The following is a 21,359-nucleotide window of genomic DNA, read 5'->3' as shown; positions in this document are numbered from 1 at the left end:
AGAAAACACCTCTGTTAGTAAAATTCATAATTTTGATAGCAGAGGTTTCTTTTTTGATTTACGATTTAATCGGAGAATAGCACATTTTTAATACAAATCTCAGTATTTTTAGACCATGAATAGAAGGACCATTAATGCTGTTATAATAATCGGAGTTTTATCGATTATCAGTATTTTGATGGTACAAGTTTTTTGGATCAACAGAACCATCAAAGCCCAAAAAGACGCGGTAACAATTCAAGAGCGTCAAGACAGTTTAAATATTCGCCAATTTGAAGAGTCTGTTCGTGTTGCATTGAGGAATACAGTTGAAGAGATTGGTTCTCAGCATGTGGATAGCTCTTTCTTATATGGAGCTGTGAAACAGAAGAGTTCAAACTATTTTTTGGTGGACATCAACGAGGATTTACATCCCTATTACCTCGAGCAACTCCTAAAACGTACGTTTTATGAACACAATATTACACAAGATTTTCAATACGGAATTTATGATTGTTTCAACGACAGTATAGTTTATGGAAATTTAATACGTTTTTCAATTGATTCCTTATACGCACCTGTCTCTGATAGCGCTATTGGAGTAACTTCTCCAGAATTGTTATGGAAGAGAGATGGACATTATTTTACTGTTTTCTTCCCCGAATTATTATCACAACCCAGTAATGACTTAAATGTAGCCAGTTCTCCTTGGTTGTATGTAGCAATTATAGTTGGGGTGCTTCTTATTTTCTTTGCTTTCTCAGTCTCTGTAATCATCCGACAAAAGAGAATTTCTGAGGTGAAAGCTGATTTTGTAAATAACATGACTCACGAATTAAAAACACCTATTTCAACCATAGGTTTATCGAGTGAGATGTTAATGATGAATGATTTTACTCAGGAACCAGAGAAATTAAAAAGATATGCTGAGGTAATTTATAAGGAGAATAAACGTTTAGAAGAGCAGGTTGAGCGTGTATTAAACATGGCTAAATTGGATAGAAATAAGCTCGAATTGCGCTTGGAGCATGTAGATATGCATGAACTGATTGAGGAAACAGCAGACAATTACAGGTTCAACCAAACTTTTTCAGGGGGAGAAATAGAGTTGGATTTGACAGCGCAAGATTTCGTTGTAAACGTAGATTTAGTTCATATTACAAACGTAATTTTAAATCTTTTAGACAACGCGGTGAAATATTCTGAACAAGCTGCAAAAATTAAAGTAAGTTCAAAAAATAGAAGTAAAGGAATTGAAGTGAGCATAGAAGACAAGGGAATTGGAATTGAAAAAGAACAGTTAAAACAAGTGTTTGAAAAGTTTTATCGTGTTCCTACGGGAGATCGTCACGATGTGAAAGGATTCGGTTTAGGCTTGTACTATGTGAAATTAATTATAGATAAACATGGTGGTAAAATGAATGTGAAAAGTAGAGTAGGATACGGAAGTACCTTTTCTTTTTGGATTCCCACAATTACAAATTAAGAGATATGAAACCTAAGATATTATTAGTAGAAGACGACACAAATTTGGGATTTATAATTTCCGATCAGTTGAAAATGCAAGGCTATGAAGTCGCACTTTCGTCCGATGGAATGGAAGGTTTTAAGCGCTTTAATGAAGAGCATTTTGATATGTGTATTTTTGATGTCATGATGCCCAAAAAGGACGGCTTTAGCTTGGCCGAAGATGTTCGAAAAATTAATAAGAATATCCCTATTTTATTTCTTACTGCAAAAGCCATGACAGAAGATAAGGTTAAAGGGTTTAATGTTGGAGGAGATGATTATTTAACTAAACCGTTTAGCACCGAAGAACTAAAAGTTAGGGTGCGTGCCTTGATGAAGCGAGTTGATATACACATTGGGAAAGAAAACGAAAATGAAGTGCAGATTGGACATTTTGTTTTTGATATTTCTAATTTCACGCTAACTGGACCTGATTCTGAAAAAAAGCTCACAAAGAAAGAAGCACAAATTTTGAAAATCCTAGCTAAGTTTCAAAACCAAGTGGTCGCAAGGGAAATGGTGCTCAACGCTGTTTGGGGGAAAGATGATTATTTTGTAGGCCGAAGTTTGGATGTTTTTATAACTAAATTAAGAAAATATATTGCCAGCGATCCCACAGTTGTTATTGAAAATATTCATGGAATTGGATTTAAACTTAACCTTGAACAAAATAACTAAAAACACACGGTATTAAGCGGATTTATTATTGTTATCAGCCATTTCTTCTTTCACGAAATTAATAAAGGCAGAAGGGGTTGTTCCTGTAACTTTCTTGAAGTTTATTGAAAACCTGCTGTGCGAAGAAAACCCGCATTCTGAGGCCAAATAGCTTATCTTGTAATTTAGATATTGAGGATCTGTTTTAATGCAATTAACAATGTAATCGATTCTTAATTTATTGACATAGGATGCGAAGTCTGCGTCCAGTTTCTTTTTTATGACATAGGTCAGGTAACGTTGGTTAACGCCTACTTGAGAAGATAAATTAGTTAAAGAAATATTCTGATCCAAGTAGAATTGTTTTTCTTCCAGCTCCTTTAATGCATCAATAATACTCTTTTCTTTTTCCTTCGAGATGTAACTCTTCTTGCTTTCTGGTTCTAGTGTAATCTCTTTCCTTTCTTGTTGGAGGGGATTATTCATACTGTTGATATAGGCTTCAAACTTCTTTTTGTTTTGCTTTTTGTTGTATATGTACCAAGACAGTACCGCAGCGAGGAAAAAAGAAAGTAATGTTAAATAGAGTATGGTTTTTGACTTGCTTTTTACGTTTTTATCGGCAATTAATTGTTGGGCATAAAGAGAGCTAAGTAGCTTTTCTGCCACCTGCTCGCGGGACTCCTTGTCTTGATTTATCATGTAGAGGTATTCTTCATTGATTGTCATGAACTTTTCATTCGCTCCTAGTTCTTTATAGAATGCAGAAAGCGATTCGTAGACCTCTTGCTTTAGAGAGAAAAAATTGGTTTCATCTGCTATTTCTTTTGCTTGTAGAAAAAAATGTTCTGCTTTGTCATAGTTTTTGATTACCCTATTGGCTTGACCATATCCGTTGAAAATAGAGCCTTGCATCGTTGGATCCGCTCCATTTGATTTGTCATAGCTTTTTTGGGCTTGCTCCAGATAGTAAAAGGAAGAATCGATTTCGTTCAACGCTAAATAGTTTCTGAATATAATTCCGTTACTAATGACAGAATGATAGTTTTTATCAAAAAGTTTATTGGCAGATAATCGAGATAAGTAATCGAGTGATTTTCGGGCATGTTTAATCGATTCAAGATGCTTAGCCTTTTCAAAAAAAACATTGGCTTTCTCTTGTTCTAGATTGGCCTTAAACCTAAAACCTACATCTTTGTCTTCAATCTTTCCGCTTGCGAGGCTGGCTTTTTCCAGGTACTTTAAGGCTGACGTAAACAATTCAGATTCGCGATGTATAGATGAAATGTAGCCATAAATTCTTGTAAGAGAAATATAGTCCTCATTTTTTTGCGCTATTTTTTCAGCCGCTAAGAAAATGGGATAGGCCTCTTCGTTTAATCCATAGTAATTTAGAAATCCTGCCTTTAGAATCAGTGACCTTATCTTTTCTTGATCATTTTTAGAAATACTGTAAAGGAAGTCTACATTTTTAAGAGATTCTTCAGGTTCTGTTTGGGGAAGTTTTCTTGTTATGGATAAATACAAACTGTCATAGTTTGCTTTTTGAGATGTAACAGGAAAGACTATCGTGAAGGATAGTAGAAGGATCATTACGGATTTCATAAAGAATGAAATTCTATTAATGTGCATTGAATCTAAAAGTTATAGTTTTTGTTTGTAGCGAAATATAACATTCACTACTTGAGGTCAATTCAATTGATGCTCAATGCAAAACTACACAAATTATTTAGGAAATTAATTTATTTTTTCGTTTTCGTTCTTGACATAGGCAATGAAAGCCGAAGGAGTAGTACCTGTAACTTTCTTAAAGTTAATTGAAAACCTGCTGTGAGAAGCAAACCCACAAAGCTCTGCGAGGTAACTTATTTTATACATTAGAAATTTGGGGTCACTTTTTATGCAATCTACGATATAGTTTATTCTCAAGGCGTTAATATAGGATGAGAAATCGGATTTTTTGTGTGTTTTAATCACGTGGGTTAAATACCTTTGGTTGACACCTAATTTACCTGACAAAGTGCTTAGAGAGATATTCTCGTCTAAGTAAAAATTGGTTTTCTCAATTTCAAGTAACTTTTTAAGAATTTCAGTCTCTTTTTCTTCCGACATATAGCTTTTGCTCTTCGTTTCAGGAGCAGCAGTTGGCTTTTCTGGGCTCGGATCTTTTGCTTTGTTTTCGTAATTGTTTTTATTTTCAATATAGGCTAAAAACTTCTTTTTACTTTGCCTTTTGCTGTAAATATACCAGCCCAATAGAATGATCAATAGAAACACAGAGCTTGTTAATAGCGTAATTTTTTTTGAACTAGAACGCTGTTTAGTTATTGAGTTTTGTTCTTTTTCATAAAGACTTTCAATAAGTAAATTGGATATGCGTTTCTTTTCTTCTTGATCATCATTAATTAGTTTAAGGTATTGCTCATTGCTTTGAATGAACTTATCATGGTCTCCAGTTTTCTTGTAAAAGTTACTCAGCTTGAAGTAGGTCTCTTTCTTTAACTCAAAATAATTTGATTTTTCAGCAATACTCTTGGATTTGTGAAGGTAATCTTCGGCTAATTCTAAAGAGTCAATTTTTATATAGGCTTCGGCAAGCCCTGTATATATAAACCCTTTTTTGGGGCTGTTTGCCGCTTGTGCCTTTGTTAATTCATTCAGTGCCCTATTGAGGTAAAAGAAGGTGGAATCAATCTCATCAAGCAGTAAGTAAACTGTGCCTATTTGTCCGTAGTTAGAGGATAAATGAAAGGGGATATCAGCTGTTTCTCCTGCCAAGAGAAAATATTCATTCGATTGATTTATGTGCTTAATTGTTTTTAAGTAATTTTCTTTTTTGAGTTCGATTTGAGCTGATTCTTGCTCAATGCTGCCTCTAAATCGATTTTTTAGATTTTCATTTTCTATTTTTTCTATTGCCTCTTTGGTCTTTTTGAAATAAATCGTGGCTGCTGCATTAAGCTGCGACTCGCGATATATGGTCGCTATTAAACCATTTATTCTTGTTATAGAAACATAGTCTTTCTCGAGATGAGCAATACTATCTGTCTTAAATAAAATGTCTAAGGCCTCATTGTTTATACCATAAGTTCTTAGTAAGGCAGCTTTTAAAAGCAAAGACTTTAACTGTTCTGCTCTGTTTGTTGAAATGGAGGAAAGTTGCTCAACATTTTTTAGGGCTTGTTTTGGATCAGATGCAATTAATTCTTGAGCCGTAACTCTATAAATACTGTCATAGTATGGATTTTGAGCAATAGAGCGAAAACTGAAAAGGGTTAATAATAGTACGAAAATAGTTTTTATCATTCAGTTTATCTTGTTTTGTTAGACAGGCATCAAGCACTAAGATAGATATTATTTAAATGGATGCCACTTAAAGTTCAGAATAATCCCAATTTAATCCTTTACTAAAACCAGTGAGGTTAATTTGAATATGAGCTGCCAATCATTTTTCCATCCAAGAAAAGAAGGGCTCAGTTGGATGAGGGAGAACTCTTCGATACTGTATGTTCTCGAAATAATCATCAACTTTCCCAAATTAATACTATAAATTATCTCTTATTCTATGGAATGCAGTAACTGAGGTAACTCTTTTAGATTATTACAAATTATTTAAACCTTAAAAAATTTCAGAATTTCAGTTGATTAGATATAAAGCATAACTGGTAGGATTGCGCTTGTTCAAAATTCTAAAAATCTTCATCCATATAAAACCCTTTATTGTTTTCCTCTCCATCTACCATTCCTTCAAAGTCAACACCTGCTTTTTCTCGTTCTTCTTTGTGAAGTTCTTCATAATCCTTTGTGTAAAGCCCTTCAGGTACAACATTCACATCGAAAACAAGGGTTACTTTATCTTTGTCTTTTAAATTTCCATAAATATCTACATGGTGCTCCACGAAGCCAATGTTTTTATTGCTGTTGTAAATAAGATGTAACTTTCCCTCTTTTCCCGCAGGAATCGACCGAATTGAAGATTTTTTTGGCACAATACACCCACAAGTGATCAGCATGTCGTTGAGTACAAAAGGCTTTGATCCTGTGTTTCTAATTGTGAAAACGACATCTAAATCCTGACCTCTTAAAATCGGGTAATAGTGTCTTCCATTGTCAACAATCTCCAAGGTAGTGTTACTTTCAGAAAGGTCATCACAGCCACTCAAAGATACAATCAACACAATTGCAATAAGGATATTAATAAAACTGTTCATGAAAATTAATTTAATACGCGTACTTCGTCTATGGCGATTTTGCTATTGCTGAGTGATTTTCTAAAGAATAGAACTTTCACTTTATCTGTATTAGTTAAGTCTAAAGTTAAATTAAATTCTACAGACTCCAAAGCAGATGAGCTATCAAAATTGTTAATTGTTTTAAGGAGTATGTCCTTGGACCATATTTCAATCTTCTCTGGTGGATAAAAACCGTGTCTTTCATTATTTAGAAAACGAAATTTCATCTTTTTTGTACCACTTATTTTGTTTGTTGGGAATTCTATTTTTAGGTCTTTACTGCTAATATACCAACCTTGATGATAGTCTTTTGAATAGCCAGGTAAACCATTGTTTAGTTTTTTTGAATTTTCAAATTCTGAATCTGGTGCAGATAAAATTGTGATTTTTTCCTGTATAATTTCGTTTTCAAGCTTCTGATTGATGATTTCGTTTTTCCAAAAATCAATATACTGTTGTATTTCGCCATGGGCTTCCTTATACTTATTCAAATCAGAATAGCGTGATGAATTGTTTAGTATTTCAATTGTTTGGTTTATTGCGGGATTTAATTTTAATTCAAATTCATCAATAGTCATGCACCCATTTTTTCCTGTAACTTGGTGATAGGCGATTTGTAATTTGGTATAGGATAGAGCGGTGTATAACATTAAAAGTCTTTCCTTTTCTGCTCCCGTTGTTTGTCGTAAAACTTTCTCTAGCGCGTTGTAAAACTCTAAAAAAGCCTCTGTATCCAAATAGGTATTTGTTATTTCATCGAAGCCTCCATATAAATTATAGCTTTGGTTTTTTAGGGCAAAACTTTTTTCTAATGACAAATAGTAATTACTTAAAAGTTGGTGGTTCTTTGGGTAATATTTCTGAAAGAAGCTCGTACACAGTTGATCTATATCAGCATTTGTATTTTTTAATAGGGCACCAGAAACAAAGGATTTTAAATCTCCAAATGTGGAGTAGTCATATCCACTAGCGTTAAGAAATACTCCTTTTACTTCTTGACTTTTATAAAACTGAAGTTGTTTTTGCAAACTGTACAATACGGGAATAGGAGTGAGGTAGTCATCGAAGTTTGCCGAGTAATCCCAAACGTAAATATTAGGTGTAATGTCTCGCCAGGCTTTTAGTTCCTCAACAAATTTTGCGGTTTTCGCTTGCTTTAAATTTAATTCTACACCCTTTTTTAAGAGTATTGTACTTAAAAAAGCTCCAGTATTTTCTCTCAGTGTATCCTTCGGAATTGCTTTTGTGGAATTGTAAGAAGAGGTGAAAAACTGGTGTTTTGGGAATCTAGCCGCCATTTTTTGAATGAAATAAGTGACTGCTGGTGTTGCGTTGTTTTTTGTATTGCCTAATTTTTTACATTCTTCGCACAGGCAAACCAGATTATTATCTCTTGGCATAATCATGAAGTGGTATGCTTTTTCATCACCATTCCCGAAATAGTTTAAAATATATTGTGTTAGGTGTTCTAACAACACAGGCGAACTAAAAGAAAATTGTTCTTTCACACGTTTTTCATCTATAAGAGCAAATATTGTAGAATCATTTATTTCACCAATCACCTTCTTGATGTTATGCCCCCAAATTCCCCAATCAAGATCTACATTGTTGTTTCCTAAAATGAGTGCATTACCTGGGATAAGGTTGTTTGAATAATGGGGGTCTCTATAGTCAAAATCAAAATTTTCACATTGAGTGATGAATTTGATTGTTGATGGAGGTAAGTCGATCGTGCTAAATCTGTTGTCAGTTTTGCCTATTTCTTCTATTAGTTGATGAATCATCCATATTCCATCGGCTTTTTTTCTAACCGTAATTATAAGTTTATCGGAGTCATGAACAATGCAATAATCGTCTTTGGCACTCTGTTCAACTAAGAATTGGATGTATTTCTGCTTATTGTTTTTTATTTCGTTATCATTAATTAAGCTAATGATGTCTTTTTGGTTTGTATGCTTCTGTAATTGATCAAGGGCGATTTGCGCTAAATACTTACTGTCTTGATTTGCGCTGGCATAGATAACATATTTTTCAGCTTTTAAACCCAAATTGTTTTTTGCAGAGCAACTAAAAGTCGACGTCATCAAAATTAAAAATAGAATGATATGTTTGTTAAAAAGCAACATTTAAGTTCAAGAATATATTGTGATGATTTCTGTAAATTCCGTCATTGTTTCTATAATTGTACCAAGTTCCTAATACTCCGAAAGAAACATTTTTTGCAAACATGTAGGTGAATCCAGCGCCTACCATTGTGTTTAGTGCCGAGAAGCCATCGTAAACTTGATAATCTAGAAGCTCAACATCTGGTGAGGAACCAACACCTGCCATTGCGGTGACATAGTGCTTAGGAGACCAAAGTGTGTATCTTCCGTTTACTGTCAGATTATAAAGGTAGCGCCCATCTAAAATAAAATTGTTCAACCTGGCGTTAATTCTAAAATCATCAATTACTTTAGTAGCTCCAACAACGAAATTAAACATATTTCTATTGCCTAAATTGGCATTACTGCTCACCGTATCAAGGATTCTGTATCCAATTCCCAATTCAAGATTCACCTCTTTTAGCTTGGTAATATCTCTAAAAATAGATGCATTTATACTTATTGTAGGGAAAAATTGATTTGCCCAAGCAGCATCAATTAATGTTGTGGTTTTGTAGTTCCATTCCCGCATCCAAGCCGCTTGAATTTGGTATCCTTTTCCTGGTGGTCGTCCCGCATAATTTATTCTTCCAGAATACGTGTTATTATTGTCGATGTGACTATAGCTAATGGCTGATATGGGATTGATGACATCAATGTCTCCTGGTCGACTTCGCAAATGATGTAGTCCAATTTCGTTGTCTAAACTTTTGTAATATAAATAGTATAAATAGTGATTAAACTGCTTTTCTTCTTGTGGTGATGGCACATAAAATGATTGATAATAATAGGCCGAATCATAATTTTTAATTTTCTCGTAGGCTATTCCTTTTGTGTACTTGAGTGTATTGTTATTTGGGGCATAACGCAAAGCATTATCCAAATTTTCAATGGCATCAGGACTTCTTTCACCACGAATAAGTTGGTGACTATAATCTTCTGTAATTTGCGCATAAGCATTTATTAAATCTTGATTATAGGGGTCAGCACTTACTTTTTCTAGCAGTAAATTGTATACTTCTTCGTAGTTTTCTGGGTTTTCAGCCGTAATTTCCGCCATTTTTACAATGAAGAAAGTACTATTTGGATGCGCACGGTTTCCACTTTCTGCGTATAAATAAGCTTTTTCAAGGCTATTTGTTTGGTAGGATAAGTTAATAGCATATCGCAAAGCCAATTCATTTTTAGGGTCCTGTTCTAGCCATCTTTCTGCATATTGCAGTGCTTGATCATATCGGAATACTTCAACTAAATCTTTAATGATGAGTGTTGATAAATTTCCATAACCAGATAGAAATCTATTTCGCTGATTCCCTTCAGTTTGATCTAAAATGTTTTCGTAAGCAGAAAGTGCCATATTGAAGTTCTTTTGCCTGTAGTATAAGTCTGCTCTTTTCAAATAGAAGTCCTTGTTGTCCTTGTCGTTTGCAATCAGCTCATTAAGCACGTTAAGTGCATCCAGGTATTCTCCGAGTTCCACGTGCGCATTAAAAATCGAATTTCTTGCAACGTAAACATAGTCTTCATCACCATACTGAATTACTTTATACCAATCGTCAATAGCTTCAGCATACCTCTTTTCAGACATTTTGTATTTTGCTTCTTCAAAGATCACTTTCACATAGGCATTTTGAACATCATAATCGTTAGGGTAACGCTCAAATAGTCTTTTCGTTAATGCAATGCTTTTCGAATCATTTCCCATCATTTCATACACAGCAAGTTCCTTAAGATAGAGCTCTTTTGAGTCTCCATTGACCCTTCTCTGAACCTTAATCAGACGCAGTGCTTCATCATATTGTTGAACCGCTACTGTATAGTTATAGATATTGTCAAAAGCTTCTTCATTACCCGGGTTTTCTTCAAATATCTTACCATATAAAATGTGGGTTTGTTGATTTTTTGAATAGCGGGCAGCCTCCATCAAATAGTAGCTGTACTGTTGAGCATATCCTTTTTTCTGAAGGAAAGGAAGTAATTCATCATACTTTTTTTGCTGTGCTAAAACTCCTGCCTTTTTATTAATTAATTCACTGTTTTCTGGAAAGCTATTTAAACCACGATCAAGATAACTTAAGGCTGTGTTTAGATCACCAGCTTTAAGATAATCATTTGCCATAAGAATGTAGTTTTCTACCTTTTCTGGATTTTCCTTTAGTAGTTTTTTACTGATTTCAATCGCGCCATCAATGTCACCTTCTTTTCTTTTAGCAGCAGCATCGAGTTCCATAGCGTAAATGTAGTCCTCTTTTAGCTTTTTATCGTCAGGATAAATTTGGCTGATACGCTCCTGCAGTCGGTTCGCTTCAACAAAATTCCCTTGTAGTTTGTATAGTTCAATTTTCTTTCGCCACAAACCTCTCCAATAGGGATTAACCTCCAGGAGCTCGTTTACATAGCAAATAGCACTGGAGTAGCGCTCTGTTTCTAGTTCTACGTTGACTAATATTTGTTTTGCATCAACATTGTCAGGGTTGATTTGTAATGCTTTTACAAGGTCATATCTTGCCTTTTCGTTTTGGCCTTTGTGGTGGTGATATTTACCAGATAGCATTTTAAGATCTGAATCAAAAGGATATCTTTTTAGCCCTAGATCAACAGTTTTTTTTCCCTCGTCCCAGTTTCCGCGATCAAATTGTGTCATCGCTTTTTCTATATAGCTATCCCTACCATCCAGATTTATTTCCGTTTGAGCAAATGAAAACTGATGGCAAAACAAAACAATCATGACTAAGGATGTGTTTCGCTTTAGCGATGCTATTATTTCCACTCTAGATGTTAATATTTTAATATTAAATGTCATTCTGGGTTTGCTGGTTGTGTAACAGTTGGGGTTTCAGACTGCTTAAATCCTTGTCTTGTCATAGCTCCCCAGCTAAAGTCTTTTCTTGTTAAAAACTGAAAATATCCATTTATACTGAAGACAACAATAAGTGGATGGTAAAGCACTGCTTCCAAGGAAGAAAAAATGACGAGTCTAATATATTCTGTGTAGCTTTGATAATGTTTTTTGGTAAGTATGTCGAATGAAATAGCCACTAATGAAATAGTTACTCCGAGCAAATAAACAAAGAATAACATTAACCAAAAAGTGTCGAAGTTGATCTGGTTAGTAAATAAAAGGAAAATCATAAAGGCTAAACCAATCACCTCAATTAGTGGCGCTAGGAACTCAAAAATTAATGCATAAGGCATAACCCACAGCCCCATTCTTCCGTACTTTCTGTTGAAAAGCAATTTCCTGTGAACAACGAAAATTTGTAATAAACCTCGTCCCCATCTAGACCTTTGTCTTTGCAGAACCTTCATGTTAGGAGGTCCTTCTGTCCAACATAAAGTATCAGGGATTTGAACAATTTTATACTTTTTCTTATTGTCTTTCATGTTGGCTATTATTCTCAAAGTCATGTCCATGTCTTCGGCGTGTGATAAGGGATCATAACCTCCTGCGTCAATAATTAAAGGCCTGTAGAAGAGACCAAATCCGCCCGAAACGTTTGGAATAAGATTAAACATTGACCATCCCATCTTTGCTAGTAAGTAAGAGCGAAGGTATTCTGTTTCCTGGAAAGTAGGTATAAATGCTTTTGGAGGTTTAACCCTAGTTATTTCACCATCTTTTACTTCGCAATTGTTAACCATTCTTAGCGTTGCACCCACGGCAATAACCCTTATTTTTGAATCCAGTACGGGCAAAATACATTTGGTAAGCGTATCACGGGCAAGCAAGCAATCTACATCTGTATTAATGAAGTAGTCATATTGCGCCACATTAATTCCAGCGTTCATGGCATCTGCCTTTGTACCTCCATTCACTTTATCTACAACAGTAAGTCTGCTAAATCTACTGTTTGAGGATCGATATATCTTTTTTACTGGTTTACATATTACTTTTTGAATATAAGGAAAGGGAATCGGAATTAAATCAAACTCCTCAATTAGTAAGTCTAATGTTTTATCTTTACTACCATCATTAACAATGACTATTTCAAAGTTTGGATAATCTAGATTAAGTAAAGACCTTACATTTTCAATAATAATGACCTCTTCATTATATGCAGGTGCAACCACCGAGATGCCGGGAGCAATTTCTGGAAGTAGAAGTAAATCCTCTTCTTCCTTAGTGGTATATTTTCTTTTGTTTCTAACAATGTTTACATAACCTAGAATAGCTAGACTAATATAAATAACTGTCATTAGAAATGAGTAGAAAAATATCAGGTATTGATATAAGTAAATTGTACCTTCCATTTAATTTTTTTATGTTCCCTATTAAGTAAAATTACCTAACCGAGAATCCTTGGTCAATATAGTCGAATATCGATTTTTCAAACTCTGTTGTACTGGCTTCTTTAAGCTTATTAAATACAACTTTACTGTCATCTACTAAATAAATATTCTGTAATACTTTGATTAATGTTTCTTTGTTATGCGTTTCGTGATATATTTTTTCTAGAAAGTCTAATGTTTCAGGATTTTTTATTTCACCCATTGCATATATTATATTTTCCTGCACCTCTTGAACACTTGTTCCGTAATTTTCAATTAGATAAGGGATAGCTGGAGCATATTTTAATGTGCCCAATGTTTTTGCTACTTGTGCTTTTACTCTGTGTGTTGTGTTTGGATCTTTGAAAATTTCGACCAATTGATCCGCTGAATCAATTTGGTTAAAGTAACCTATTTCCTGTATAAGGAATGATTTGAAAAATTCATTTTCTGCTGTACTTACCCATCTTATGAGAGGAGGCAGAGGTCTTTCCTTAGATTTGTCCTTTAATGCGTCATGAATTCGTACTTCATCCAAGGCGTTGAAATCCTTGTCAAAATCATCATCTAAAAACTTAAAAGCATCATTTGAATCAAATTTCATGAAAATACTTTTAGCATGCTTTCGAAGATTGTTGTTCTGTGATGTTGCTTTATTTGAAATTGCATTACTTGAGGCATCTTCACTCATGTCATCAAGAATTCTTAACGCTGTACCTTCATCTTCAATGTTTTTGTTCTTCAGTTGGTTTTCCCAATATTCATGAAGTTCAAAAGCTTTTAATGTTTCTCTATAGTTGTTAACGTTTAATTTCATTTCTTGATTAGTTAAAGTTAAAATTAACTTAGATAGGTAAGGTTTACTCCATTCTAAAACCGGGTTTTTATCGTTTATTAATTTATTACTAATTTCTTGCTGTGATAAATCTTTTTCGGCGAACAGTATATCTTCCAGCTTGTCTTCATATTGATCTTTAATCTGTTTTTTTCTCGTTTCTGTTTTCTTTCTGTTTTTTGCAATAAAGAAAATCCTTATCATAGAGCCTAAGTAGATTATGACTAGCAGCACTATAAGAAACAGCGTTACTCTTATCACGAAAGGGTAGCCGATAAACTTTGACTCGAAATAATAGAAATAATATTTTATTGAACTCACTTAATATATATTGATCTAAGCATAAAGAAATAGACAAGTAATTTGTTTTTTAGAATTTACTCTTAGCATAGAGCAAACGCTACTTTACCAAAGATACGATTAATTTGAATTCATTTCAACTTTTTCATTCTGTCTTATCAATTTTATCATGAGTTTTGAAACATAGGCTTTCTCCCAATCTTTAAGTGTTTCATTATTCATTCCTAGCTTAGTTCTAATTTCTTCTGGTGTTATGTTCTCATTAGAGAACAGAATGGTTTTTAGCTTTTTCTCGTATTTCTTTTGAATTTCCTTTTCTCGATTATCCATTTTTGTTCTATTACGTGCCAAAAAGAATATTCTTAGAAGGGATACCAAGTATATAATTGCTAAAATGGTAATTAAAAAAACTGTTACTCGAATCACTACTGGATAACCAACAAATTGTGACTCTAAATAGTACAGGTTATATTTTAATGTGTTCATAATAATTGGTATTTTAATTCGCTGCTAAATTACTTATAAAGTTTTGAAAAACAATATGTCATCTGCCTTGAAATAGCCTGTAAGCCCTTTAACTGTGTTGTTTTTACGTAATACGTAAAGCATTTTTATCTTCATTTTTGATATATTTAAAGTTTTTGAACGGAAGCACTTTTTGCTTTTCCTTCCCGGCTTAATGCTTGATATTATTGGCTTCAGGTAGTTCATAAGCTTCTCTAAAGAGATCATTTTTACTTATTCATTACCTAGTTTTTAAAAAAAAATGACAGTTCAATGTTTTCTTTCAAAAAAACTGAATTTTTATCAAATTAATTTCATTAAAAACGATTGGTATGAGTTTTTGGTGCATTCGTCGATAAAAAACATATGTTCGTCGTAAGTTGTATTTATTTTATCGTTTGGGGAACGGGCTGGATTTAAATGATGCCTTTTCATAATTACGCTATTTATAAAGTCAAAGTTGTGTGATTCTAAAATTGAGCTTTTAAATGGTATGGTTGCATAGCTGTTTAGTTGTTTTTTCTTTAAATAGCTTGCCTGAATTTCCGTTTTTAGCTTCGAAATCTAATGCTAACTTGATATTTCGTTCTTGGAAATGTACGTTTGACTTTCTTTTTAAGTAGTAAAGCAAAAAAATAAATCAATATGCCATTAAATTAGGTGGGGTTTTGATAATTCTTCTAATTTTGTACCACCTAAAAAAGGCATGTGGCGCAACTGAATGCTAAAAAAATATTTAGTTGCCCCACGTGTCCAAAAAAAAGGCCCCGTGGCGCAACTGAATAGCGCACTGGATTTCGGCTCCAGCGGTTACAGGTTTGAATCCTGTCGGGGTCACTAAGAATAAAAGCTTTCCCTTCAGGGAAGGCTTTTTTTAGTTTTAAATCATCTGAGAGCTCCATAGAGCTTTCAAGGGGATTAGAACTAAAAAAGGCCTTTCGTTCCTTAAGAACGAAAAGGTTTTATTCGGAATTCGGAGCCATGCAGCGATCTTTACTCCTGTCGGGGTCACTAAGAGTAAAAGCTTTCCCTTTTTGGGAAGGCTGAGTGTTTGAAGGACTTTCAAGCTTTGGCAAAATAGAAAAGGGCTATAGTTTTGGAAGAACGTACGGCTTTCATTCTATAATTCTGAAATGCCCATCAAATTATCATTGATCTTATAACTGAATTCTATGATGTTGTTCCATAAGATTGATTTGAAAAACGCATTAGATGTTCAAATAAATTATTAAATTTATTAATTGGTATTTTTTAAATGGTCTCATTCTTAATAGAGAATGTTTCCAATTGAAAATCCTCAAATGAAAAATAAATAATCAAATATTTGATTATGAGTGTATTTACTTGTGATAAGTGTTGTTTGAATTTTCGAAAAAATGAAAATTATGAAATCAATTTAAATTTTTAGCCACTATGGATTTATTTAAAAATAATGATTTAAGTGTAACAGAGGAGTTATTTAATGATTTATACTTTGCAAAAGATGAAGACGAAGTTCAAACTGTTGTCGATAACAATCAATCCATTTTTGAGGATGCTAATTGGAAACCATTAGGACAAAACCCCAGTAATTATGGTGTTGTGAAAAACCAACAGTCAAACCCTATTGCAGCACTCATAGAAAAAGTAACAAATTCTATTGATGCCATATTAACAAAACAATGTGTTGAATTTGGTGATGATCCGAAATCTAAAGAAGCCCCTAGAACCATGGATGAAGCCATTCTTAAATACTTTCCTGATTCTAAAAACTGGGACATTCCTTCATTTAGAAAGAAACAAGCAGAAGAAATACAAATTATCGCAGATGGAAAAGGTCCACGAAATCAAAAAAGAGCTTTTCCAACATCTGTAATTATTTACGATAACGGAGAAGGTCAACATCCTAAAGATTTTGAAGATTCATTCTTGTCCCTTTTACGTGGTAATAAAAACGACATTCACTTTGTTCAGGGAAAATATAACATGGGAGGAAGTGGTGCAATTGTTTTTTGTGGAAAGAAGCGTTATCAATTAATAGCATCCAAACGTTACGATAAAAAAGGTGAATTTGGTTTCACATTAATTAGAGAGCATCCTAAAAGAGAAACCGATAATGCTAAGGAAACATGGTATGAATATTTACTAATTGATGGTATCATTCCTTCGTTTCCAATTGAAAAGTTAGATTTAGGTTTAGAAAATAGACTTTTTGAAACTGGTACAATTATAAAAATGTATTCCTACCAATTTCCTAAAGGCTACTCTGGTTTTGCTCAAGATTTAAATCAAAGTATCAATGAATTTTTGTTTAGCCCTGCTTTACCAATTTTAACTAAGGACACGAAATTACGTTACCCCAATAACAAGGTGTTAGAAAATGATTTATTTGGTCTTAAAAGGAGATTAGACAAGGAAAAAGAAAACTATATTTCAGACAATTTTACAGAAACCTACACCGATGATGTTTTCGGAAAAATGAAAGTCTCATGTTTTGTATTCAATGTAAAAGTAAAAGATTTTGACTTGAAAAAATCTAAAGATGAAATACAAAGAAGATATTTTAAAAACGGGATGAACGTTATGTTTTCCATGAATGGACAGGTACATGGTTATTATACATCCGAATTTATCACACGTTCACTAAAACTAAACTTATTAAAGAATCATTTATTGATTCATGTAGATTGCACTGAGATGAAATACGGGTTCAGAAAAGAGCTTTTTATGGCCTCCAGAGACCGATTGAAAGAAGGCGAAGAAACACAACAGTTAAGACATTATTTGGCTTCTAAACTGAGCGACAAGGACGGACGTTTGCAAGAAATTCAAAAACTAAGGAAGCAAGCCGTAAATATCGATGTATCTAGCAATACTGATCAGCTAATTCGAAGTTTCACTAAAAACTTACCACTTAATTCAGATTTACTGAAATTACTAGGTGATACTTTTAAGCTTGATTTAAAGAAAGAAAAAAAGGATAAAAAGAAAGAAAAACAAACGAATCAATATAAAGAAGAAATACCTTTTAAACCACAAAGATTTCCGAGCCAATTTAAGTTAGATTCTAAAGTAGAGGGAGATACGGAAGTAGCCAAAATCCCTTTAAATGGAGATAAAACTATCAAGTTTAGTACAGACTGCGAAAATGAATATTTTGATAGAATAGATGAGCCTGGAGAATTAAAAATTGGAGTGTTAAAAATAAAATCTAATGAAACAAAAGGCGGCAACGAGGCTGGATCACCGAAGGAAATAACCGAGGTTTTTAACGTTAATACGAGTAGTCCAAATAAAGGGACAATTAGGATTAATTTAAATCCGAAAGATGAGTTAAAAGTTGGTGATGCCGTTCAAATGAAAGTAACGCTAACTTCGCCCAATGGTGATTTTGATGAAATATTTTGGGTGAAAATTGCTGATCCAGAAAAACCAAAAGAAAAAGCACCAAAACCAGAAAAAGATAATGAACCCCTTGGATTACCTCAAATGAAATTTGCATACAAGGATAAAGATGGAAGAGATGAGGGAACAGTTTCTTGGGACGATGTAGAGCAAGCCACAGGCCTAGAAATGGAATACAAAACTGTTATGGTTCCTGAAGCTGAAGGTGAGAGCTTGAATAGTATTTTCATTAACATGGATTGTACTGTGCTTAAAAACTTTATGTCAAAATACAAAAACCCAAATTCAGAACAAATTACCATAGCAAATCGCAAGTTTTACACGGCAGTATATTTTCATACCTTGTTCCTTTATACCATTACAAAAAACAGAGGTTACGAAATAAGACAAAAACAACTTGATTCCGACAGAGTAGAAGATATTGATGTTGGCCAATACCTAAAAGACTTATTTGATAATTATTATTCTACTTTTATTCTCAATTTTGGAGGTATGGATGAGATGATGCAAGGGGTTGGGGATTAAAAATATTATTATGGAATTATTATACATATGGATTGATAAGTTTAGAAACATAGACGATAAGGGGTATAACTTCTCAAATCAATATGATGTTTCTTATAACAAAACAAATAATGAGTTAATCGTAAACGATATCCAAGGAGAATCTGCAGTTTCAGTAACAGAAAATAGATTAGAGCTTAATTCTACGACAAACTATCTAGCTGGTTTTTTCCCTGGTAACATTTCAAACATAACAGCTATTATTGGTAAAAACTCTACTGGTAAGAGTAATGTTTTGGACTTCCTGCTTACGGCATTACACACTGGTAACAGAATCAAACTAACAAGCGACTATTTTTTACTGTTTAAGGATGATGGAGAGTTAAAATTTTCTGGTAGGATTGGACGAGAAAGTATTCGAAACTCTGAAATAAATTGCTTAGAGATTAAGGTGGGAAAAACTGAACCGAATAGCAATTGGCATACTGTATTTTACTCGAATGTAGCAGATAATCGAAATTATATATTTGAGGATAAAATCACCTTTAATTATTCCTTCAGTGAAATTCAAAGGTCTCAATCCAATAAGCTAGAATATGTATCTTCAAATGATTTTGAACAAACGTGGAATAGAATTACAAATAATACTGAGAATTCTCAAATGATCAGGTTTAAGTTAGAGCCTGTTGTATTTAATAAGGTGCGAAACAACAATAAAGATTCTATTATCAATGGAGTGTATCAGAGATATTACAAGGCTATTTTTCAGGAATCAAAGTCTAACTCTAATCGATACAAATATACTCTGACAATTGCGCTATTTAGTTATTTAGTTGAAAATGAGCATATTTCAAAGGGGGGCTTGACAGATATTAGATTACTCAATAATGGATTTGCTGAAGAAATTGCAGTTTTGCAACCAAAAATAAGGGAAGTCTTATCAAATATTGAAATAGAAGATTTTAATTCGAATGAGGTATGTTTTACTAGTCTAGAGCAATTTAAACTTTTTTTAGATTTTATCGATGCTTTTGATACAACGAATTATAGATTAGGAGAATTTAAAAAAGACAACCAGTTTATTGAAGTAGACTTCGACAACGATTTTAAATCTTTAATCCAACCATTTATTTCCTTATTTAATTTAACAGATATTATTCATCATGATTGGTCAGGACTTAGCTCTGGCATGAAAGCTTATCTAAATCTTTATTCACAGCTTTTTAATACGAAAGAAACAATTAATCAAACAATTTCAAAATCGTTACTAATATGTATAGATGAAGGAGATTTATATATGCATCCTGAATGGCAAAGGAGTTTTTTAAATGATTTAATTAAGTTTATCAATACCAATTTTGACAATAAACATATACAAATATTACTTACCTCACATTCACCTTTCTTAATTTCTGACTTGCCAAAGGAGAATGTATTATTATTGGACAAGAATGGTATTGTGAATAGGCAATTAGGCGAAGAATCCTCATTTGGCGCAAATATTCATCAACTTTTTGCTAATCAATTTTTTCTTGCCAATAAAGGAACCACGGGGGCATTTGCGAAGGAAAAAATCATAGAATTAAGTAATAGAATTTCAAGTATAAAAACATCAGAGTTAAGCGAGATTGAACATTTAATAGAAATGATTGGAGAGCCGATTTTAAGATATAGATTACAAGACAAACTAAAGGAATATATTAGCGAAAACTTTGCGGATGAGGATAAAATTAATTGGCATAAAAGACAAATAGAAAAACTTGAATCAAATGATAAAACTAACTAATATTCCAGATCTAATCCTCAATAAACATTGGAACTATTTTATACAGACTAATGGATATAAGAAAATTACAACTTTTTCGGAAGACCATACACTTCGCCCAAAAGAGATGAACTTATACACAGAGTTGAAATTGAATTCATTATTTTTAAAGAAATTAGTTTGCGGCACTCCAGACGAACTCTCGAGATGTATTGATAAGTTTATGAAATTAGTAAATGGCCTTCCAGAATTGCGATTTGCACAATTACCAAATTATAAAGTAATTTATCAGAGTATTAATACCAAAAATGGTCTAAAACCCGAAGAGAGGCTAAATAACAAAAAATCAATACTACAGAGGTTAGTTGATATTGATAAACTGTGTGTTATTGAAAATGTATATGATAATGCAATATTTAATGAGGACCCCTCATCCATGGATGACAATCAATTTACTATTTCTAAAATAAAAAGTCTTTATAAAGAGCTTAAAAACAAATTGGCCAGTTTATATTCAGAGTCAAGTTCGAGACTATGTGAAGTTTTTAATTACGATGCATTCGCAAGTTCATTTGACAATTGGGGAGCTTACCATCTAACTACTTCCTTAGGCGTGTCAGTTTGTCCCTACTGCAACCTAAATTATGTCCACACTATTGAAACAGAAAATGGAAAAACTAGACCTGAATTAGATCATTTTTATCCAAAATCAAAATTTCCTTTTTTAGCACTATCTATTTACAACCTTATTCCATCCTGTCATATTTGTAATTCAAATTTTAAAGGAAGTATTGATTTTCACACTAAAATACATATCAACCCTTATGGAAACGAATTGCTAAAGAAGTTTGAATTTTTTGTTGATGTGAATGATTCAGATATGGCTGAAGCGGTTCCAGAAATTGAGGACTTTAAAATTATTATGAAAACAATGACTGAAAATGAAAGCGAAATATTAAGAATAAAAAATAGTATACAAACATTCAAATTAATTGAATTATACAATAATCATAAAGAAATTGCAAAAGAGATTTTGGAGAAAGCGCTTTATTATAATGAGACTCGAATTATTGAACTTTCAGAATTCTTTGATGATGAATTAGCTGATAAAAAGTCTAAAGATATTAAACTGGATGAGTCAACTAAAAGGTTTATACTTGGGAACTTCGTTGAAGATTCCAAGATTGGAAAAAGAACTTTATCAAAGTTCATGAGAGATGTTGCGATGGGTACTGACCTAAAGAAGTATTTATAGTTTGTTAATTAGAAACCTTGTT

General features: G+C 33.1%; 13 protein-coding genes and 1 tRNA gene. 6 read left to right on the top strand and 8 right to left on the bottom strand.

Annotation, left to right across the window (positions count from 1 at the left end; genetic code table 11):
• Nucleotides 1-115 precede the first annotated feature (115 nt).
• Both DIT68_RS09205 and DIT68_RS09200 read left to right on the top strand, forming a co-directional pair.
• Entirely contained in the window at nucleotides 116-1,465 is a 1,350-nt protein-coding gene (locus tag DIT68_RS09205) for a sensor histidine kinase (RefSeq protein WP_109359505.1), read from the top strand.
• 5 nt (nucleotides 1,466-1,470) lie between these two features.
• Entirely contained in the window at nucleotides 1,471-2,166 is a 696-nt protein-coding gene (locus DIT68_RS09200) for a response regulator transcription factor (RefSeq protein ID WP_109359607.1), read from the top strand.
• Between the two features lie 12 nt (nucleotides 2,167-2,178).
• On the opposite strand, the gene DIT68_RS09195 is transcribed toward DIT68_RS09200, so the two are convergent.
• The 8 genes from DIT68_RS09195 to DIT68_RS09160 all read right to left on the bottom strand — a co-directional run bounded on the left by DIT68_RS09195 (nucleotide 2,179) and on the right by DIT68_RS09160 (nucleotide 14,411).
• Nucleotides 2,179-3,777 carry a helix-turn-helix domain-containing protein gene (locus tag DIT68_RS09195; protein WP_109359504.1) on the bottom strand — a complete coding sequence of 533 codons (1,599 nt, stop codon included), beginning with the start codon at nucleotides 3,775-3,777 and terminating at the stop codon, nucleotides 2,179-2,181.
• A gap of 105 nt (nucleotides 3,778-3,882) precedes the next feature.
• Nucleotides 3,883-5,451 (bottom strand): helix-turn-helix domain-containing protein, encoded by a 1,569-nt coding sequence (locus DIT68_RS09190; protein ID WP_109359503.1) that lies wholly within the window; start codon nucleotides 5,449-5,451, stop codon nucleotides 3,883-3,885.
• Between the two features lie 383 nt (nucleotides 5,452-5,834).
• Nucleotides 5,835-6,356 (bottom strand): DUF1573 domain-containing protein, encoded by a 522-nt coding sequence (locus DIT68_RS09185; protein WP_109359502.1) that lies wholly within the window; start codon nucleotides 6,354-6,356, stop codon nucleotides 5,835-5,837.
• A 5-nt stretch (nucleotides 6,357-6,361) separates the two neighbouring features.
• Complete coding sequence (locus DIT68_RS09180; protein WP_158276156.1) at nucleotides 6,362-8,461, bottom strand: DUF4838 domain-containing protein; 2,100 nt, start codon at nucleotides 8,459-8,461, stop codon at nucleotides 6,362-6,364.
• 28 nt (nucleotides 8,462-8,489) lie between these two features.
• Nucleotides 8,490-11,291, bottom strand: a complete 2,802-nt coding sequence (locus tag DIT68_RS09175) for a tetratricopeptide repeat protein (protein ID WP_233244181.1) — start codon at nucleotides 11,289-11,291, stop codon at nucleotides 8,490-8,492.
• A gap of 29 nt (nucleotides 11,292-11,320) precedes the next feature.
• Nucleotides 11,321-12,772: a glycosyltransferase family 2 protein gene (locus DIT68_RS09170; RefSeq protein ID WP_109359499.1), complete on the bottom strand. Its 1,452-nt coding sequence runs from the start codon at nucleotides 12,770-12,772 to the stop codon at nucleotides 11,321-11,323.
• A 31-nt stretch (nucleotides 12,773-12,803) separates the two neighbouring features.
• Nucleotides 12,804-13,829 carry a HEAT repeat domain-containing protein gene (locus DIT68_RS09165; RefSeq protein ID WP_233244180.1) on the bottom strand — a complete coding sequence of 342 codons (1,026 nt, stop codon included), beginning with the start codon at nucleotides 13,827-13,829 and terminating at the stop codon, nucleotides 12,804-12,806.
• 216 nt (nucleotides 13,830-14,045) lie between these two features.
• Nucleotides 14,046-14,411, bottom strand: coding sequence for a hypothetical protein (locus DIT68_RS09160; protein ID WP_109359498.1), 366 nt, complete (start codon nucleotides 14,409-14,411; stop codon nucleotides 14,046-14,048).
• A gap of 781 nt (nucleotides 14,412-15,192) precedes the next feature.
• Here DIT68_RS09160 and DIT68_RS09155 point away from each other — a divergent pair.
• The 4 genes from DIT68_RS09155 to DIT68_RS09140 all read left to right on the top strand — a co-directional run bounded on the left by DIT68_RS09155 (nucleotide 15,193) and on the right by DIT68_RS09140 (nucleotide 21,337).
• Nucleotides 15,193-15,266, top strand: a tRNA-Arg gene (locus tag DIT68_RS09155).
• 576 nt (nucleotides 15,267-15,842) lie between these two features.
• Complete coding sequence (locus tag DIT68_RS09150; RefSeq protein ID WP_199223401.1) at nucleotides 15,843-18,338, top strand: hypothetical protein; 2,496 nt, start codon at nucleotides 15,843-15,845, stop codon at nucleotides 18,336-18,338.
• 10 nt (nucleotides 18,339-18,348) lie between these two features.
• Nucleotides 18,349-20,103, top strand: a complete 1,755-nt coding sequence (locus DIT68_RS09145; RefSeq protein WP_146194174.1) for an AAA family ATPase — start codon at nucleotides 18,349-18,351, stop codon at nucleotides 20,101-20,103.
• On the top strand, nucleotides 20,087-21,337 hold the full coding sequence (locus DIT68_RS09140; RefSeq protein WP_109359496.1) for an HNH endonuclease: 1,251 nt from the start codon (nucleotides 20,087-20,089) through the stop codon (nucleotides 21,335-21,337). The genes DIT68_RS09145 and DIT68_RS09140 overlap by 17 nt, the downstream gene beginning before the upstream one ends.
• Nucleotides 21,338-21,359: the final 22 nt, after the last annotated feature.

Source organism: Brumimicrobium oceani (assembly GCF_003143775.1).
Taxonomy (GTDB): Bacteria; Bacteroidota; Bacteroidia; order Flavobacteriales_D; family Crocinitomicaceae; genus Brumimicrobium; species Brumimicrobium oceani.
Note: the sequence above shows the minus strand (reverse complement) of the source record. Positions and strands in the feature narration are given on the sequence as shown.

Coding starts and splice junctions, on each gene's coding strand:
- DIT68_RS09165 (WP_233244180.1), bottom strand. CDS start 13,829: ATGATAAGGATTTTCTTTATTGCAAAAAACAGAAAGAAAACAGAAACG.
- DIT68_RS09140 (WP_109359496.1), top strand. CDS start 20,087: ATGATAAAACTAACTAATATTCCAGATCTAATCCTCAATAAACATTGG.
- DIT68_RS09160 (WP_109359498.1), bottom strand. CDS start 14,411: ATGAACACATTAAAATATAACCTGTACTATTTAGAGTCACAATTTGTT.
- DIT68_RS09145 (WP_146194174.1), top strand. CDS start 18,349: ATGGAATTATTATACATATGGATTGATAAGTTTAGAAACATAGACGAT.
- DIT68_RS09170 (WP_109359499.1), bottom strand. CDS start 12,772: ATGGAAGGTACAATTTACTTATATCAATACCTGATATTTTTCTACTCA.
- DIT68_RS09195 (WP_109359504.1), bottom strand. CDS start 3,777: ATGCACATTAATAGAATTTCATTCTTTATGAAATCCGTAATGATCCTT.
- DIT68_RS09205 (WP_109359505.1), top strand. CDS start 116: ATGAATAGAAGGACCATTAATGCTGTTATAATAATCGGAGTTTTATCG.
- DIT68_RS09180 (WP_158276156.1), bottom strand. CDS start 8,461: ATGACGTCGACTTTTAGTTGCTCTGCAAAAAACAATTTGGGTTTAAAA.
- DIT68_RS09190 (WP_109359503.1), bottom strand. CDS start 5,451: ATGATAAAAACTATTTTCGTACTATTATTAACCCTTTTCAGTTTTCGC.
- DIT68_RS09150 (WP_199223401.1), top strand. CDS start 15,843: ATGGATTTATTTAAAAATAATGATTTAAGTGTAACAGAGGAGTTATTT.
- DIT68_RS09200 (WP_109359607.1), top strand. CDS start 1,471: ATGAAACCTAAGATATTATTAGTAGAAGACGACACAAATTTGGGATTT.
- DIT68_RS09185 (WP_109359502.1), bottom strand. CDS start 6,356: ATGAACAGTTTTATTAATATCCTTATTGCAATTGTGTTGATTGTATCT.